Source organism: Streptosporangium minutum (assembly GCF_002149035.1).
GTDB classification, from domain to species: Bacteria; Actinomycetota; Actinomycetes; order Streptosporangiales; family Streptosporangiaceae; genus Streptosporangium; species Streptosporangium minutum.
The window spans coordinates 1-14,806 of sequence record NZ_NGFP01000237.1; the positions used below are offsets into that span (position 1 = coordinate 1).

Consider the following 14,806-nt stretch of genomic DNA (forward strand, 5'->3'; position numbering starts at 1 on the left):
CCCCTCCCCCGCCCGGCGGCCCCGGCACGGCGGCCCGGTCCGCCGTCCGGACGGGCGGGCGCCGGCTGTTCCGGGCCGGCGGGAGGGGCGGTGACGGGCCCCCTCAGCGGGATCCGGGTCGCCGACTTCTCCCGGGTCCTGGCCGGGCCGTACGCCACCATGATCCTCGCCGAGCTCGGCGCGGACGTGGTCAAGGTGGAGCATCCGGAGCACGGCGACGACACCCGGGCCTGGGGCCCGCCGTACGCGGGCGGCGAGGCCGCCTACTACCTCGCCGTCAACCGCGGCAAGCGGAGCGTCGCGCTCGACGTGAAGCACCCCTCCGGCCGCGAGATCGCCCAGCGGCTGTGTGCGGACGCGGACGTGGTCATCGAGAACTTCCGCCCCGGGGTCGCCGAGCGCCTGGGCGTCGGGCACGAGTCGGTACGGCAGGCCAACCCGGGCGTCGTGTACTGCTCGATCATCGGGTTCCCGGGCGGCGACCGGCCGGGCTTCGACGCGACGATCCAGGCCGAGAGCGGCTACATGCACATCACCGGCGAGATCCCGAGCAAGGTCGGCGTCGCGATCACCGATGTGCTCGCCGGGCTCAACGCGGCCGTCGCGATCCTGGGCGCGCTGCACCGGCGGGCGACCCGGGGGGAGGGCGAGCGGGTCGAGGTGTCGCTCATCGGCTCGGCGCTGTCCGGGCTGGTCAACGTGGCGCAGAGCGCGCTGGTCTCGGGCGAGGAGGCGCTCGCCTACGGCAACGCGCACCCGACGGTGGTGCCGTACCAGACGTTCGAGGCGGCCGACGGCCGGTTCGTGGTCGCCGCGGGCAACGACCGGCTGTTCCGCGCCCTGTGCGCGGCGATCGGGCGGGAGGACCTGGGCGCCGACGCCCGCTTCCGCACCAACGCCGGGCGCGTGCGCGACCGCGACGCGCTGATCGCCGAGCTCGCCGCCGTCTTCCTGACCCGTCCGGTGGACGAGTGGATCGCGCTGCTCGGCGCCGCCGGAGTCCCCTCCGGCAAGATCCGGGGCGTTCTGGACGCGATCCGGACGGCCGACGGCGCGACCCTCCAGGTCCGGCATCCGACCGCGGGCCCGCTGGAGCTCGTCCGCACCGGATTCACCCTGGAGAGCGTCCCCGCCGACCGCGACATCGCTCCCCCGCCGCTGCTCGGCCAGCACACCCACGAGCTGCTGACCGAGCTCGGCGTCACCGACGACCGCATCGCCCTCCTGGGGCGGGCGGGCGTCATCCGTCAAGCCACTCACCAAGCCAAGCGAGGCCCCGTTGAACCCGCATGATTTCCTGGAAGTCGACCGCGACCTGGACGACGAGGAGCGAGCGATCCGCGACGCCGTACGCGACTACTGCCGCGCCGAGCTCCAGCCGCACGTCGCCGGCTGGTTCGAGGCAGGCACCATCCCCGACCCGCACGCGGTGGCCAAGGGGCTGGGCGCGCTGGGCGTGTTCGGCATGCACCTGGAGGGGTACGGCTGCGCGGGAACGAACGCGGTGAGCTACGGCCTGGCCTGCCGCGAGCTGGAGGCCGTGGACAGCGGGCTGCGCAGCCTGGTGTCCGTCCAGGGCTCGCTGGCGATGACCGCGATCCACCGGTACGGGTCCGAGGAGCAGAAGCTGGAGTGGCTGCCGCGCATGGCGGCCGGCGAGGCCCTCGGCTGCTTCGGCCTGACCGAGCCCGACTCGGGCAGCGACCCCGGCTCGATGCGCACCCGGGCCCGCAGGGACGGGACGGACTGGGTCCTCGACGGCACCAAGATGTGGATCACCAACGGGGCCGTCGCCGACGTCGCCGTCATATGGGCCCAGGCCGAGGACGGCATCCGCGGGTTCCTCGTCCCCCGGGGCACCCCGGGCCTGTCCGCCGCCGTGGTCCACGGGAAGCTCTCGCTGCGGGCCTCGATCACCTCCGAACTCGTCCTCGACGGCGTACGGCTCCCGCACGAGGCGGCGCTGCCGCTCGCCGAGGGCATCAAGGCCCCGCTGACATGCCTGTCGGAGGCCCGGTTCGGCATCGTGTGGGGCGCGGCGGGAGCGGCCAGGGACTGCTTCGAGGCGGCGCTGGACTACGCGCAGACCCGCACGCAGTTCGGTCGGCCGATCGCCGCCTTCCAGCTGACCCAGGGGAAGATCGCCGACATGCTGGTGGACGTCAACCAGGCCAACCTGACCGCCCTGCGGATCGGCCGCCTGAAAGACGAGGGACGGGCCCACCCCTCACACGTCAGTTTCGGCAAGCTCGCCAACGTCCGCGCGGCCCAGCGGGTGGCCGCCACCGCGCGCAGCGTCCACGGGGCCAGCGGGATCACGCTTGAGTACCCCGTGATGCGCCACATGGTCAACATGGAGAGCGTCGCCACCTACGAGGGCACCGCGGAGATCCACGCCCTCACCCTCGGCCGGGCGGTCACCGGCCACTCCGCCTTCCGCTGACCCTCGCCCTCCGCTGGCCCTGGCCTTTCGCTGACCCTCGGCCGGACGGGGGCGCCTCCGGCCGGCTGCCGGGATGACCCGCGCCGCCCCGATCCCAGCGGGTGGTGCGGAGAAAGCCCCTCTCTCTGCGGGTCTCGCCGCAGAGAGGAGACTTTCTCTGTTTCCGCGGACCATTATCCGTGAGCTTGTGCACCGGTTCTATCCGTGAGCTTGTGCGCCGGTTCTCCGCAGGCTTGTGCGCCGGTTCTATCCGCAGGCTTGTGCACCGGTTCTGCAGGCGGGCGCCATCACAGTTCTGCAAGCGGGCGCCACCACGATTTCACGGGGGATCTTCCATCTCACCGCCGCCGCCGGGCGGCGGTTCTGGAGTTGTTCCGCCGGTTTGACGACGGGGCGGGGTTAACTCGCCCGGACGGTTACGCTCTCACCGGTTTCCACATGGACGCGGACCGTCCCCGGCCATGAACAGGATTAAGCGCAGGATAATCACAGACACGAATGCAACCGGTAGAAACCAGGTCCAAGGACCGCCGGTCACCGCAGCAGTGGACGGAAAGAAGCTCCCCGCCTCCGTTCAGGCGGGAGAGCCTCTCCGCCGGCTAGTGCGCCGCTTCGTACTGCTCAACGACCTTCGAGGCGATCCGGCCGCGCTCGCTGACGTTGAGGCCGTGCTCCTTCGCCCACGTGCGGATCGCCGCGCTCTTCTCACGGTCCAGAGCGCGCCCACCGGCGGCGCTGACCCTGCGGCCACGTCCCGGTCGCTCCTGGCGCACCGGACGGGCCTTGGTGATGAACGGCGCGAGCACCGCACGCAGTTTGTCCGCGTTCTCCTCCGACAGGTCGATCTCATAGGACGAACCTTCGATGGCGAAGGCGACGGTGCCCGTTGCCACACCACCGTCAAGGTCGTCGATGAAAGTCTCCACGATCTGCTTGGCCATGATCACCCTCCAAAACGACGTTTAGATGCTGGCGGTACCTTAGCGGCTCCACTAGACGCTGCGGGGCGAAGGGGCTTAGTCGCTCCAGTACATCTTCTCTTTCATTGCAATTCCATGCGGGCGGACAGGGAAACCAATATCAGCCAAAAGACTATGAGGCATAGGGCCAAGACTCTCAAGAACCCGCCTCAAGGTCTCATCCGGATCAGATGCCCGCCCGTCTCCTCATGCCCTGGAAGTGAAGCGGATGGCAACAGAGAAGTAAGGAAAGACCGGGGCCCGCGCAGTCCCGTTAGTGCGCCGGCCCCGGTATGCGGGGCGAGTTCTTTCGGCGGCCCGCCGATCAGCCACGTGTGAACCCTCTTTCGGCGGCCTGCCGGCGAGACCCGGGTGGACCTTCTTTCCGGGGTCCGCCGACCGGATCCGCCTGAACCGCATTCCCGGAATCGGGCCGTCCGTCAAACTCCTCCGGATTCACCGTCCGCGCCGAGCAGGGACCACACGACCTGCGGGGTCAGCGGGGTGGCGGTGATCCGGCCGGCGATCTCGGGCAGGGCCGCGGCCACCGCGTTGCCGACGGCCGCGGGCGGGCCGATCGTGCCCGCCTCACCCGCGCCCTTCATGCCGCCGGGCGTGATGGGGGACGGGGTCTCCATCAGGACGACGGCGATCTCCGGGATCTCCCGCACCGTCGGCAGGAGGTAGTCCGCCGAGGGCTGCCCGTCCGGGGAGTAGACGACCTCCTCCGTCAGCGCCATGCCGATCCCCTGGGCCACCCCGCCCCTCAGCTGGCCCTCGACGATCGCCGGGTTGACCAGCACGCCGGAGTCGCCGACCACCCAGTAGCCCTCGACCTCGACGGCCCCGGTCTCCTCGTCCACGGCCACCGCCGCCGCGTGCGCGCCGTAGGCGTAGGTGTAGGCGCTGGGGTCGTGGGTGACCCGCTCCTCCAGGCCCGGCGCCATCCCCTCGGGCAGGTCCCAGCCGCGCCACGCCGAGGTGGCGATCTCCCTCAGGGTCCGGTGAGCGGCGGGATCGCCTTTCACCCGTACGACGCCGTCCATGATCTCCAGATCGTCCAGGGCCACCTCCAGCTGGTGGGCGGCGATGGCCACGATCCTGTCGCGCAGCAGGTCCGCCGCCCGGTTCAGGGCTCCGCCGCCGACCACGAGGGAGCGGCTCGCGATGGAGCCGACCGGGGAGTACGGCGTGGCGGAGGTGTCGCCGAGCACCACGTGGACCCGGTCCAGCGGCACGCCGACCGCGTCGGCGGCGAGCTGGGCCAGCGTGGTCTCGATGCCCTGCCCCATCCCCGCCACCCCCGCGTGCACGACGACCGAGGCGTCGAGGTCCATCCGCACGATCGCGGTCTCGAACCCGCCGGCGGCCTGGCCCGCGGCCTTCATCCCCATGGACGGCCCCATGCCGGTGGCCTCCACGTGACAGGAGAACCCCACCCCGCGCCTGCGCCCGTCGCGCGACGGCACGGCCCGCGCGAGATCCCGCAGCGTCCGCAGGGCGCCCGGATAGTCTCCCGAGTCGTAGGACTGCCAGGTGCGGGTGGCGTAGGGCAGCTCCTCGGGGCCGATCATGTTGCGCAGCCGTACCTCGACGGGGTCGAGCCCCAGGCGCCGCGCCGCCTCGTCGATCAGCCGCTCCCTGGTCCAGGTCACCTCGGGCTGGCCGAATCCCCGGTAGGAGCCGGTCGGCGTGGTCGTCGTGACGGCGGCGCGCAGCCGTGCCCCCACCCTGTCGAAACGGTACGGCCCGGGCAGCATGATGGCCGACACGGCCATCGGGGCGATGCCGACGTTCGACGGGTGGGCGCCCAGGTCGCCCAGGATGTCGCAGTGCAGGGCGACGAAACGGCCGTCGGTGTCCAGCGCCAGCCGGCCCCGGTGCACCGCGTCGCGGGCGGGCAGCGTGGCCACGAGGTGGTCGCTGCGCGACTCGGTCCACGTCACGGGGCGGCCGAGGCGGATCGCGGCCAGGCAGACCAGCGCCTCGTCGGGATAGAGGTGCTCCTTCGCGCCGAACCCTCCCCCGACGTCGCATCCGATGACGCGCACCCGGTGGTGGGGGAGCCCGAGGGCCTCGGCCGCGTGGTCGCGCACATGGTGGGGGGCCTGGGCGGCGGCCCAGATCGTCAGCGTCTCCTCGGCGTAGGCCGCCACGATCCCGCGCGGCTCGACCGGGCTGGGCGCGGCCCTCCCGAGCCGGAACGTCATGTCGACGACATGGGCCGCGCCCGCGAACGCCTCCTCGCAGTCGGCGTCGCCGACCGTGAAGTCGGTGACCAGGTTGGTGCCCCAGCCGGGATACAGCAGCGGGGCGTCACTCCCGATCGCCGTCTCCACCCCGATCACGGCGGGCGACTCCTCGAAGGTGAGGCCGATCAGCCCGGCCGCGTCGTGGGCGGCCTCCGCGGTCCGCGCGACGACGACGGCGAGCGGCTGTCCGGCGTAGCGGATCACCTCGTCCAGCACCGGGTAGGAGCTCTCACGCTGTCCCGGCGCCAGGGACACGCACGGCAGCCGGACCGTGGCCGCGTCCTCGGCGGTGATGACGTCCAGCACCCCGTCGGCCGCGCGGGCGGCCTCGACGGCGCGTCGCGTCACCCGCCCGTGCGCTATGGGGCTGCGGACGACCACCGCGTGGACCATGCCGGGCAGGCGGACGTCGCCGACGAACCTCCCCCGCCCGGCCAGCAGGCGGGAGTCCTCCCGGCGTGGAGCCCTGGCGCCGACGTACGGATGACCATCGCTCATGGCCTGATTGTGAGCGCCGCCACCGCCTTCGCCAAGACCGCCGTGCCGTACGGCCCCGGCCCCGGCCACGCGGGCGCGGGCCGAGCCGCCGATCACACCGTCACGGGCTCGCCACCGTCACGGGCTCGCGGCGGTCGCGGGCTCGCCGAGGATGACGGGCTCGTGACGGACCGGGAAGTTGACGGAGTTGGCGATGAAGCACATCTCGTGGGCGCGTCCGTGCAGTGTCGTCGCGCGTTCGACCTGTTCCGGAGCGGCGACGGTCACCCGGGGCCGCAGCACGACCTCCTCGAAACGGCCGGCGCCCCCGGCCTCCTCCAGCATGGTGCCGCGCGGGCGGTCGGTGTAGGCGGTGACCACGACTCCGGCGTTGGCGCACAGGCCGAGATACCAGAGCATGTGGCACTGCGACAGCGAGGCGACCAGGAGCTCCTCGGGATTCCACCGGTCCCGGTCACCGCGGAACGACGGGTCGGACGAGCCGGCGATCGGCGTTTTGCCGTCGGCGCCGATCTCGTGCGCCCGCTCGTAGGAGCGGTAGTCGCTCGTGCCGGTGCCGCTGTTCCCGGTCCACGTCACGTCCACCTCGTAGTGGTGAACCCTCGCCATCGCCTTCTCCTTCGTCCGATGCGACTGTGCCCGTGGTGATTGTGTCCGTTGTGACTCCGGCTCCACGACACCGGGGCCGGGCGCGAGCACAGGCGGACGGCGGCCGCCCCCGTCACCCGCTCCCGGAGAGCCCGTACTTGGCCCGCGCGGCGGCGATCCTGTCGGGCAGGAACTCGGTCGGCCACGGCCCCTCGGCCGGGGAGTAGCCGCGCAGCACCCGTCGGGAGATGGAGGCCAGGTGCACCTCGGTGGGGCCGTCCATGATGCCCATCAGCGGTGCGCTCTGCCAGAGCCTGGCGAGCGGCGTCTCGTTGGAGACGCCGAGTGCGCCGTGGATGTGCATCGCGCGGTAGACGACATCGTGGAAGACCCGGGCTGCGGCGACCTTGCAGGCCGCGATCTGCGTGCGGGCCTCCCTGGTCGAGGACTGGTCGATCAGCCACGCGGTGTGCAGGATCATCAGCCGGAACTGCTGGATCTGGATGTAGGAGTCGGCGATGGCGGCCTGCACCATCTGCTTGTCGGCCAGCAACCCGTCGTGTGTCTCCCTGGAGAGCACCCGCTCGCACATCATGTCGAAGGCCTTCTTCACCGCCGCCACCGTGCGCATCGAGTGGTGGATGCGCCCGCCGCCCAGACGGGCCTGGGAGACGGCGAAGGCGCCGCCCTCCTCTCCGAGCAGCGCCTCCGGCGGGACGCGGACGTCGTCGTAGCGGATGTGGGCGTGCGCGCCGTGGCCGGGCCGCTCGCCTATCGTGCCGATGTTCCGCAGGATCTCGACGCCGGGCGTGTCCGCCGGCACGAGGAACATCGACATCCGCTTGTAGGGATGGGCCTCGGGGTCGGTCACCGCCATCACGATCAGGAAGCTCGCCGACGAGGCGTTGGAGGTGAAGTACTTCTCGCCGCTGATGACCCAGTCCCCAGAGGCGTCCCGTACCGCGCGGCAGCGGAACAGGCGCGGGTCGGCGCCCGCGTGCGGCTCCGTCATGGAGTAGGCGGAGAAGCACTCGCCGTTCAGCAGCGGCTGGAGGTAGCGCTCCTTCTGCTCGGCGGTGCCGTACATCGCGATGATCTCCGCGTTGCCGGTGTCGGGGGCCTGGCAGCCGAAGATGACCGGCGCCCAGCCGGACCGGCCGATGAGCTCGTTCATCAGGGCCAGCTTGAGCTGGCCGTACCCCTGACCGCCCAGCTCGGGGCCCAGATGGCAGGCCCACAGGCCCTGGTCCTTGACCTGCCGCTTGAGCGGCTCGACGATCCCGCGCAGCCTGTCGTCCATGTCCCGGTAGGCGTGACCGCCGAAGACGAGGTCGAGCGGCTCGACCTCGTCACGGATGAAGGCGTCCATCCAGTCGAGCTTCCTCTGGAACTCCGGCTCTGTGGAGAAGTCCCACATGGCGCCTCCCTGATGCCCTGTCCGAATAATGTTCGGTTCGGCGCGAACTTATAATGTGATCGCATTAACGGTCAACGGCGGGGAGGCGTGATGACACGTCTGGCGGGGACCCGCGAGCGGTTGATCGCCGCGGCCGAGGAGCTGTTCTCCACCCGGGGCATCGGGGCCGTCAGCCTGAACGAGATCGTCCGGGCCTCCGGGGCGCGCAACGCGACCGCGCTGCAGTACCACTTCGGCGACCGGACCGGACTGCTGCGCGCCGTGCTCGACAAGCACGGCAGGGACGTCGACGAGCGGCGGCACGCCATGCTCGACGCCTACGAGCTCGACCGCTCCGAAGCACCACGGCCCGGTGCACCCGGCCACCCCCGGGCACCGCAACCCGACGCGCCCGGCCACCCCCGAGCACCACGCCCTGGCGCGCCCGGCCATTCCCGGGCACCGCGGCCCGGTGCGCCCGACCATACCCAGGCGCTCCCGCTGGCCTCCGCCCTCGTCCACCCGCCGGCCGCCAAGCTGGCCGACCCCGACGGCGGCCCGGCCTACCTGCGCATCATGGCCGAGCTCATCAGCCACCCCTCGGCGTCACTGGCCACGGCCGAGGAGGACGACCCCGCCGGGAGCATCCACCGCTGGCGGCGGCTGGCCGCGCCGGCGCTCCAGCAGGACGCGGTACGGCTGCACCGGCGCCTGGTGGCCATCCGGTTCACCATGGTCGAACTCGGCCGGCGGGCCCGGTCGGGGCCGCACACCGACGACCGGCTGTTCGTCGGCCACCTCACCGACCTCGTCGCCGCCCTCCTGCTCGCGCCACTGTCGGAGGAGACCCTCCGGCTCGCCGCCGAACGCGACGCCGCGACCGGCGCCTGAGAGCCTGCCTCCCCCGGGAGGACGCCGACCGGACCGCCTTCACGCAGGTTTCCTCCGGCCCTTCCGGCGCGGGACCCCGGAAATCAGCGGAGAGTGACGGAAGATGAACCGAAAGCGATCAGGGCGCGTCTCAGACCCGTCCCTTCCCTCACCCTCGGGAGCCCCTTGATGCAGTTCATCCGCCTCCTCCCCACCATCGCGCTCGGCGCCGTACTCACCGGATGCGGCGGCGCGGGCGCCGCCGTCCCCGCCGTGACCGTCACCACACCCCAGCCCGCCCCCCTCGCCGAGGAGGCCGGGGACGGACCCGCCAAGACCGGCAGACCGGCCGCGGAGAGGAAGTCTCTCCCCGACGTGGTCGGCATGAACCTGCAGGAGGGACAGGACACGATGCAGGCGGCGGGCTTCTACGCCCTGGACGACCAGGACTCCACAGGCCAGGGCCGGCTCCAGATCTATGACCGCAACTGGGTGATCACCAAGCAGGACCCGGCGGCCGGCCGGAAGGTGGCGACCGACACGCCGGTCACCCTGTACGCCAAGAAGTACGGCGAGTAGAAGGAGCCCGGAAGCCCGAGCCCGGCACCGGGAACGGAAGCAGCACCGGAAGCGGGAGCGGGGCGTGGACCAGCGGGACGTGAAGAAGCTCGGGACGGCAGCGGGACATGGAGCGACTCGGGACGGCCCGGCGGGACGCGGAGAGGCGTGCCGGGACCTCGGGCAGTCGGCAGGTTGACGAGATCCTTAACCGCGCGCAGGCTGCCGGCACCGGGATGACCTACCGGGCCATTGCCATCCGGCCCCGAGGTCGCCCCGCATGGGGACATGGGCCTCCGACGGCGAACGGTGACCGACTGTGACCGAAAACTCCCTTTCGGTGCCCGTCCGCCACCGGCGGGTAATCCGATCAGCCGAAGGCTTTGGGCTTCTCTGGATGACCGCCGAAGTTCCCTCCGCCTAACGTGGAGTTCCGGCTCCACCTCGCGTGGAGTCCCTGTCCCACGCCGTGCCGGCGTCGTCCGCGATGCCGCCACGGCGTCCTGTCAGCCCGGGCATCGCCCAGGGCGCAACCGATTCGACGTGGAGTGATCTGTCATGATCGAAATCAGGAACGCTCTCGCGGCCGGAACGATGGTCGCCTCCGCCCTCATCGCTCCGGTGACGATGCCGGCCCAGTCCGCCGGTGCCGAAAGCACGGCCAGAAGCACCTCCGCATCCCATCTCACTTCTGTTCAGAAGCCCTGCTCGAAGCACAAGCACCCGGCCAAGTGCCGTGCCCGGCGCGGTGGAGGCGGGGGTGGTGGCAGCGGCAAGGGCGTCAGGGGCGTCATCGGCGACCTCGACGACGACCACGGTCCCGGCAGCAGCGGTGGCGGCGCCGGCATCAACAACTGACAGGGCCGCCGGACGCGCCCGCCACGGGCCCGGCGCCCTCTTCGCGGCAGGAAGAGCGCGGTTCCTCCCCCTGCCCGGGTACGGCCGCCAGGGGTCAGGGATAGGCCAGGTAGAGGAGCTTCCAGGTGCCGCCGTACAGGCAGTTCAGGGTCGGCTTCCTGGCCTTGCCGTGGCTGCACACCTTCAGCTCGACCTGGTAGACGTTCCGGTGGGAGAACGTGAAGGACTTGGGGGCCGAGGCCGTGCAGTTGCGGAAGGACTTGTGGGTGAAGGGAAGGTTCCCGTCGCCGGTCCGATAGGTGATCCGGAATACCGCCCACGCGCAGCCGGAGTCGTCGCGGGTCCGGTCGGTCACCTTGCCGCTCACCTGGACGGTGCCGACCGGCTGGACGAGGTCGGGGTCGATGCCGATCGCCCTGAGCCGGCCCTGGGCCGTGGCCTTCTTCCCCGGAGCGCTGTGGGGCCCCCACGACTTCCAGGAGGCCGCCTGCCTCTGAGCGGTCACGGAGGCCGGCGCCCCGGTGACCCCCTGGGCTGCGGCCGGGATGACCGCGACGGAGCCGGCGGCGAGGGCGAGTCCGGCGAGGACACGAGTGAGTGCTGGCAGGAAAGCCCCCCGCGCGGAGGGGCGGTGGGGCGGCGCTGGACGGTTCACGGTGGTCATGCCGATGCTCCTGGGGGGTCGAGGTCGGGCAGGTGGAGCTCAGGTGCGCTGCTGCAGGGTGTACAGGCGGATCTCGATGCCGTCGGGATCGGCTATGCCTCCGATCAGCCATCCGACGCTGCCCTCGGTGATCCCGGAATGAGGCGTGCCGGTGGCGTCCAGGCGGTCCGACCACTCCCGTAGCGCGTCGTATGTCGGCACGCCGAGCGCGACGGGGTCGAATCCGCGCATCTGCCCGGCCAGCCGAGATTCCTCGCGCAGCGCCAGCATGAGCGTGCCCGCCTGGTCGCGCAGCGCCACGCCGCGCAGCACGCCCGCCTCGACGAACTCGATCGCCACGTCGAAGCCGAGCACGCGCCGGTACCACTCGATGCTTCCGCGCACGTCGGAGACGGGCAGCTTGACGTGGTGAAATCCGCTCAACGCCGTCATCGATCACCTCTCCCGGCCGGCACCGGCCGCCTGCACGGACCCGAAGTGATTAGAGTCACATTTTAGAGTGTTACTATAATTCGATGCCAGAGGTCAATGGTCTCAGCCGGAGGTCCGCGCAGACCAGGCGCCGCATCGTCGAGGCCGCGCACGGACTGTTCGCCACCCGTGGCTACACCGGGACGACCTTCCAGGAGGTCGCCGACGCCGCCGGCGTGTCGGCCCCGACCGTCTACTTCCACTACGGGAGCAAGAGCCAGCTCCTCAAGCACGTCGTCGACGTCGCCTCGGTGGGCGACGACGAGCCCGTCCCGCTTCTCGACCGGCCCTGGTTCACGGCGCTGAGGATGGCGCGGGACCCGGCGGTGGTCATCCGGCGGTGGGTCCACGAGTCCGGCGTCATCCTCGACCGGGTCGCCCCCATCCTCGCGGTGGTGCGCGACGCGGCGGCCGGCGATCCCGACATGGCCGCCCAGTGGGCGCGGAACAGCGAGCAACGACGCACCGCCCATGGCACGTTCGTCACCGTCCTCGCCGGCCTGCGCGCCCTGAGGCCGGGCCTGACCCGGCGCCGGGCCGCCGACGTCACCGTCGCGCTGCTGTCACCGGACCTCTTCCTCGTGCTGACCCGCGAATGCTCGTGGAGCATGGCTCGCTGGGAGACATGGGCTGTGGACCATCTGGCTCACGGCCTGCTCCCGGATCCCCCCGTGAAGCTCGCGGCACCGTAACCCGGAGCGCCGTAAGACGGAGCGCCGTAACCCGGAACGCCATGATCCGCAGCGCCGTAGCCCTCAGCGCCGCAGGACAGCGGACGCCATAGCCCTCACTGCCGCAGGACAGCGGACGCCCGCCCGCCCGCGTCCGTGGCGGGAAGGGCGTCGGCCGGGGCCGTCCGGCAGCGGAAAACCGCCTGCCCGCCGGCCGGGCGGGGCGTTACGATCACACCATGATCACTACATGGGAGCCCACGACGGCGGGTGTACTGCGACTGCCCTCGGGCCGGCTCGTCCGCGGCCGTGGACTGAGCCGGCCGCTCCCGCAGGGCCCGGAGCCCGCCTTCGCCCTCTACCTGCTGGGCCACCAGCCGCCGCCCGTCGCCTGGGAGAACCGCTGGCTCCGCTGGCCCGACTTCTGGCTGCCGTCCGACCGCACGGCGACCGGCGACGCGCTGCGCGAGGCATGGGCACGCGCCGAGACCGAACGCGTCGAGATCGCCTGTTCCGGCGGACAGGGGCGCACCGGTACGGCCCTGGCCTGCCTCGCCGTACTCGACGGGGTGCCCAACCGCGAGGCGGTCGCCTACGTCCGCGCGCACTACGCCCCGCGCGCCGTCGAGACTCCCTGGCAGCGCCGCTTCGTCTCCCGCTTCCGGTAGGCCCCGCTCATCGGTCACCCCTTCGGGACGTTCACGCGCCCGAGGGTCACCCGTTCTTCGGGAGGGGTCCGTCGGGAGACGCCCCGATCGCCGAGGCCGTCCGGACGCCGCGGCAGAGTCTCTACCGGTCAACCAAGTCGGGTGATGCCTGTTTGGCGCCGTCGAGCCGGGATTCGGCCATTGAGCCGCTGCGGTCCAGCACGATCTGCAGGGCCGCAGACCCTCGTGTGGTCGTGACCGGGGCCTGCGACGTCGGCGAGCCCCACCACGCGCCCGGCCCCCTGCCGGGCGGCCGACGCCGCCGGGGTGCCGTAGTTCCAGGAGACCAGCCACTCGCCCAGTGCCGAGGGCACGAACGGCAGCGAAGCCAGCAGGTGACGCCGGGACGGGTCCCATCTCCAACCTCCACAGAAGCGCGGCCGACCTCACGGTAGCCGCCGGTGAGCTGTCCGCTGAGTCCGTGGTCGGCCACGATGACGTCTCCCGGTGGCCCCAGCCTTCTATTCACCGCTCGACCTCCACCGCCGGCACCCCGAACAGGGCGGCCATCCGGGGCCGGTAGGAGGCGCGGACCCCCTGCTCGCCGCGCTCCCAGCGGGCCCAGGTCGTCGGCGTCACCCCGAGCGCCTGCGCCACCGACTCCTGGCTCATGCCCTGCTGCACGCGCGCCCTGACCAGCTCAGGACGGCCCCATCCCGGCCGGGAGACGATCGACGCGACGGGACACGGCGGCGTGCGCGTGACGGTCAAGGTGCTCCACGCGGGCTCGGCCTCACGACGCGCCCGCGCCGTCGTCCGGGAGGTGCTCCAGCGGGCCGGGGTGAACGAGGACGACATCGCCGACGCGGAGGTCATCGTGGCGGAGCTGGCCGCCAACGCCGAGAGACACGCCCGCCCGCCGTACGAGCTGCGGATCTTCAGCCTGTACGGCGTGCCCGCCTGGTGCGAGGTCGCGGACGGCGATCCCGACCTCTACGAGGTCCGCATCATCCTCGACCTTCTCCGCTCGGTGAAGGAGATCGGCCTGCCCCTGCTCGCCGAGAACGGCCGGGGCCTGCTGCTGGCCCGCCGGCTCTCCCGGGGGCACTGCCGCGTCCGCCCCGTCACGATCTTCACCTCGGGCGACGCCGGCACCCCGGGCAAGGCCGTCGCCTTCGCCCTGCCCACCCACTCGGGAAGCCGCCTGACCTTCCCCTGCCTCCCGGCGGATCACTGATCCGCCCCCGAGAAGCCGTGACGCCTGAGCCGGTCGACCCGCTCGGCCATGACAGCGGATCGGACATTACGCGTTCAGGACACCTGAGCACCCGTTCCGGGTGTAGAAAGTGCCTCACAGCGCGAAAGCGGCTGTGAACAGACCACAGGAGCCCGTAAGGGTGCGACCGGAAATCCGGTCACCTGCGCAAATGAAGACGGCCCTGAGCCGGTGCGATCAACACCGGCCCAAGGCCTTGATCAATCAGCCTGCATCACCAGGAGAAAGATCCATGCCCAAGGCTATCGGCGTGCCCGCCCCCATTTCAAACACCCCCTCTGACCAGGCGTTCAGCACCCGCCATCGACCCTGTCCCCCGGTTTCGGAGCGCGGACGGAGCGTACGGCGGGCGACAGCCCCTATCAGCCTGTTCAGCAAGATCGCCCACCGGTGGTCCCGCGACAGGCAGCTGTCATGGAAGGCTCGCGGCGTCCTGACCTGGCTGAACTCCCACGCACCCGGCTTCCGGGTCTCGGAGAAGACCATCGTCTGCGCCGCCCCCGACGGCCGCGACGCCACCCGCGCCGCCATCAGGGAGCTGGAGTCCCATGGCTACCTCGTGCGCGAACGCGAACGAGGCCGCGACGGCAGACTCGGCGGCGTCAACTACATCCTGTGCGAGCCCTGGGCTCCCCCACCCGACCCCGAAGAGACC

Annotated in this window: 16 protein-coding genes; 9 read left to right on the top strand and 7 right to left on the bottom strand. The window is 71.6% G+C overall.

What is annotated here, in order from left to right; translation table 11 throughout:
- Positions 1-90: 90 nt before the first annotated feature.
- Together CA984_RS35140 and CA984_RS35145 are read left to right on the top strand one after the other, a co-directional pair.
- The gene (locus CA984_RS35140) at positions 91-1,293 is read left to right on the top strand and encodes a CaiB/BaiF CoA transferase family protein (RefSeq protein WP_086577728.1); all 1,203 of its coding nucleotides are present in this window, start codon (positions 91-93) and stop codon (positions 1,291-1,293) included.
- Complete coding sequence (locus CA984_RS35145; RefSeq protein ID WP_086577729.1) at positions 1,280-2,443, top strand: acyl-CoA dehydrogenase family protein; 1,164 nt, start codon at positions 1,280-1,282, stop codon at positions 2,441-2,443. The genes CA984_RS35140 and CA984_RS35145 overlap by 14 nt, the downstream gene beginning before the upstream one ends.
- A 599-nt stretch (positions 2,444-3,042) precedes the next feature.
- Here CA984_RS35145 and CA984_RS35150 read toward each other — a convergent pair.
- From CA984_RS35150 to CA984_RS35165, 4 genes are all read right to left on the bottom strand, one after another.
- Positions 3,043-3,384, bottom strand: a complete 342-nt coding sequence (locus CA984_RS35150) for a histone-like nucleoid-structuring protein Lsr2 (RefSeq protein ID WP_086577730.1) — start codon at positions 3,382-3,384, stop codon at positions 3,043-3,045.
- Positions 3,385-3,842: 458 nt separating this feature from the next.
- Complete coding sequence (locus CA984_RS35155) at positions 3,843-6,152, bottom strand: xanthine dehydrogenase family protein molybdopterin-binding subunit (protein WP_086577741.1); 2,310 nt, start codon at positions 6,150-6,152, stop codon at positions 3,843-3,845.
- 117 nt (positions 6,153-6,269) lie between these two features.
- Positions 6,270-6,761 (bottom strand): OsmC family protein, encoded by a 492-nt coding sequence (locus CA984_RS35160; protein ID WP_086577731.1) that lies wholly within the window; start codon positions 6,759-6,761, stop codon positions 6,270-6,272.
- A 112-nt stretch (positions 6,762-6,873) separates the two neighbouring features.
- On the bottom strand, positions 6,874-8,157 hold the full coding sequence (locus CA984_RS35165) for an acyl-CoA dehydrogenase family protein (RefSeq protein WP_086577732.1): 1,284 nt from the start codon (positions 8,155-8,157) through the stop codon (positions 6,874-6,876).
- A gap of 90 nt (positions 8,158-8,247) precedes the next feature.
- Between CA984_RS35165 and CA984_RS35170 the strand changes: the two genes are divergently transcribed.
- From CA984_RS35170 to CA984_RS35180, 3 genes are all read left to right on the top strand, one after another.
- Positions 8,248-9,027 carry a TetR family transcriptional regulator gene (locus CA984_RS35170; RefSeq protein WP_086577733.1) on the top strand — a complete coding sequence of 260 codons (780 nt, stop codon included), beginning with the start codon at positions 8,248-8,250 and terminating at the stop codon, positions 9,025-9,027.
- A gap of 168 nt (positions 9,028-9,195) precedes the next feature.
- Positions 9,196-9,585 (top strand): PASTA domain-containing protein, encoded by a 390-nt coding sequence (locus tag CA984_RS47415; RefSeq protein ID WP_207621152.1) that lies wholly within the window; start codon positions 9,196-9,198, stop codon positions 9,583-9,585.
- 537 nt (positions 9,586-10,122) lie between these two features.
- Complete coding sequence (locus CA984_RS35180) at positions 10,123-10,422, top strand: hypothetical protein (protein WP_086577734.1); 300 nt, start codon at positions 10,123-10,125, stop codon at positions 10,420-10,422.
- A 94-nt stretch (positions 10,423-10,516) separates the two neighbouring features.
- Here the strand turns inward: CA984_RS35180 and CA984_RS35185 are convergent, their stop codons facing one another.
- On the bottom strand, positions 10,517-11,086 hold the full coding sequence (locus tag CA984_RS35185) for a hypothetical protein (protein ID WP_086577735.1): 570 nt from the start codon (positions 11,084-11,086) through the stop codon (positions 10,517-10,519).
- A 39-nt stretch (positions 11,087-11,125) separates the two neighbouring features.
- Positions 11,126-11,518 (bottom strand): VOC family protein, encoded by a 393-nt coding sequence (locus CA984_RS35190; RefSeq protein WP_086577736.1) that lies wholly within the window; start codon positions 11,516-11,518, stop codon positions 11,126-11,128.
- An 83-nt stretch (positions 11,519-11,601) separates the two neighbouring features.
- On the opposite strand from CA984_RS35190, the gene CA984_RS35195 reads away from it, so the two are divergent.
- Complete coding sequence (locus CA984_RS35195; protein ID WP_086577737.1) at positions 11,602-12,249, top strand: TetR/AcrR family transcriptional regulator; 648 nt, start codon at positions 11,602-11,604, stop codon at positions 12,247-12,249.
- A 218-nt stretch (positions 12,250-12,467) separates the two neighbouring features.
- A complete protein-coding gene (locus tag CA984_RS35200; protein ID WP_086577738.1) occupies positions 12,468-12,896 on the top strand; it encodes a protein-tyrosine phosphatase family protein in 429 nt (142 codons plus the stop codon).
- Positions 12,897-13,400: 504 nt separating this feature from the next.
- Here the strand turns inward: CA984_RS35200 and CA984_RS35205 are convergent.
- Complete coding sequence (locus tag CA984_RS35205; RefSeq protein WP_165781525.1) at positions 13,401-13,646, bottom strand: helix-turn-helix domain-containing protein; 246 nt, start codon at positions 13,644-13,646, stop codon at positions 13,401-13,403.
- On the opposite strand from CA984_RS35205, the gene CA984_RS35210 reads away from it, so the two are divergent.
- Both CA984_RS35210 and CA984_RS35215 read left to right on the top strand, forming a co-directional pair.
- On the top strand, positions 13,630-14,112 hold the full coding sequence (locus CA984_RS35210; protein WP_165781526.1) for an ATP-binding protein: 483 nt from the start codon (positions 13,630-13,632) through the stop codon (positions 14,110-14,112). The two genes, CA984_RS35205 and CA984_RS35210, sit on opposite strands and share 17 nt — an antisense overlap.
- 271 nt (positions 14,113-14,383) lie before the next feature.
- Positions 14,384-14,806: helix-turn-helix domain-containing protein (locus CA984_RS35215; RefSeq protein ID WP_479725543.1), on the top strand; the 423-nt coding region annotated here is incomplete at its 3' end.

Bases quoted from the DNA above. Each gene is read 5' to 3' on its own strand.
- CA984_RS35195 (WP_086577737.1), top strand. From the start codon at position 11,602: ATGCCAGAGGTCAATGGTCTCAGCCGGAGGTCCGCGCAGACCAGGCGC.
- CA984_RS35155 (WP_086577741.1), bottom strand. From the start codon at position 6,152: ATGAGCGATGGTCATCCGTACGTCGGCGCCAGGGCTCCACGCCGGGAG.
- CA984_RS35200 (WP_086577738.1), top strand. From the start codon at position 12,468: ATGATCACTACATGGGAGCCCACGACGGCGGGTGTACTGCGACTGCCC.
- CA984_RS35180 (WP_086577734.1), top strand. From the start codon at position 10,123: ATGATCGAAATCAGGAACGCTCTCGCGGCCGGAACGATGGTCGCCTCC.
- CA984_RS35150 (WP_086577730.1), bottom strand. From the start codon at position 3,384: ATGGCCAAGCAGATCGTGGAGACTTTCATCGACGACCTTGACGGTGGT.
- CA984_RS35185 (WP_086577735.1), bottom strand. From the start codon at position 11,086: ATGACCACCGTGAACCGTCCAGCGCCGCCCCACCGCCCCTCCGCGCGG.
- CA984_RS35190 (WP_086577736.1), bottom strand. From the start codon at position 11,518: ATGACGGCGTTGAGCGGATTTCACCACGTCAAGCTGCCCGTCTCCGAC.
- CA984_RS35170 (WP_086577733.1), top strand. From the start codon at position 8,248: ATGACACGTCTGGCGGGGACCCGCGAGCGGTTGATCGCCGCGGCCGAG.
- CA984_RS35160 (WP_086577731.1), bottom strand. From the start codon at position 6,761: ATGGCGAGGGTTCACCACTACGAGGTGGACGTGACGTGGACCGGGAAC.
- CA984_RS35165 (WP_086577732.1), bottom strand. From the start codon at position 8,157: ATGTGGGACTTCTCCACAGAGCCGGAGTTCCAGAGGAAGCTCGACTGG.
- CA984_RS47415 (WP_207621152.1), top strand. From the start codon at position 9,196: ATGCAGTTCATCCGCCTCCTCCCCACCATCGCGCTCGGCGCCGTACTC.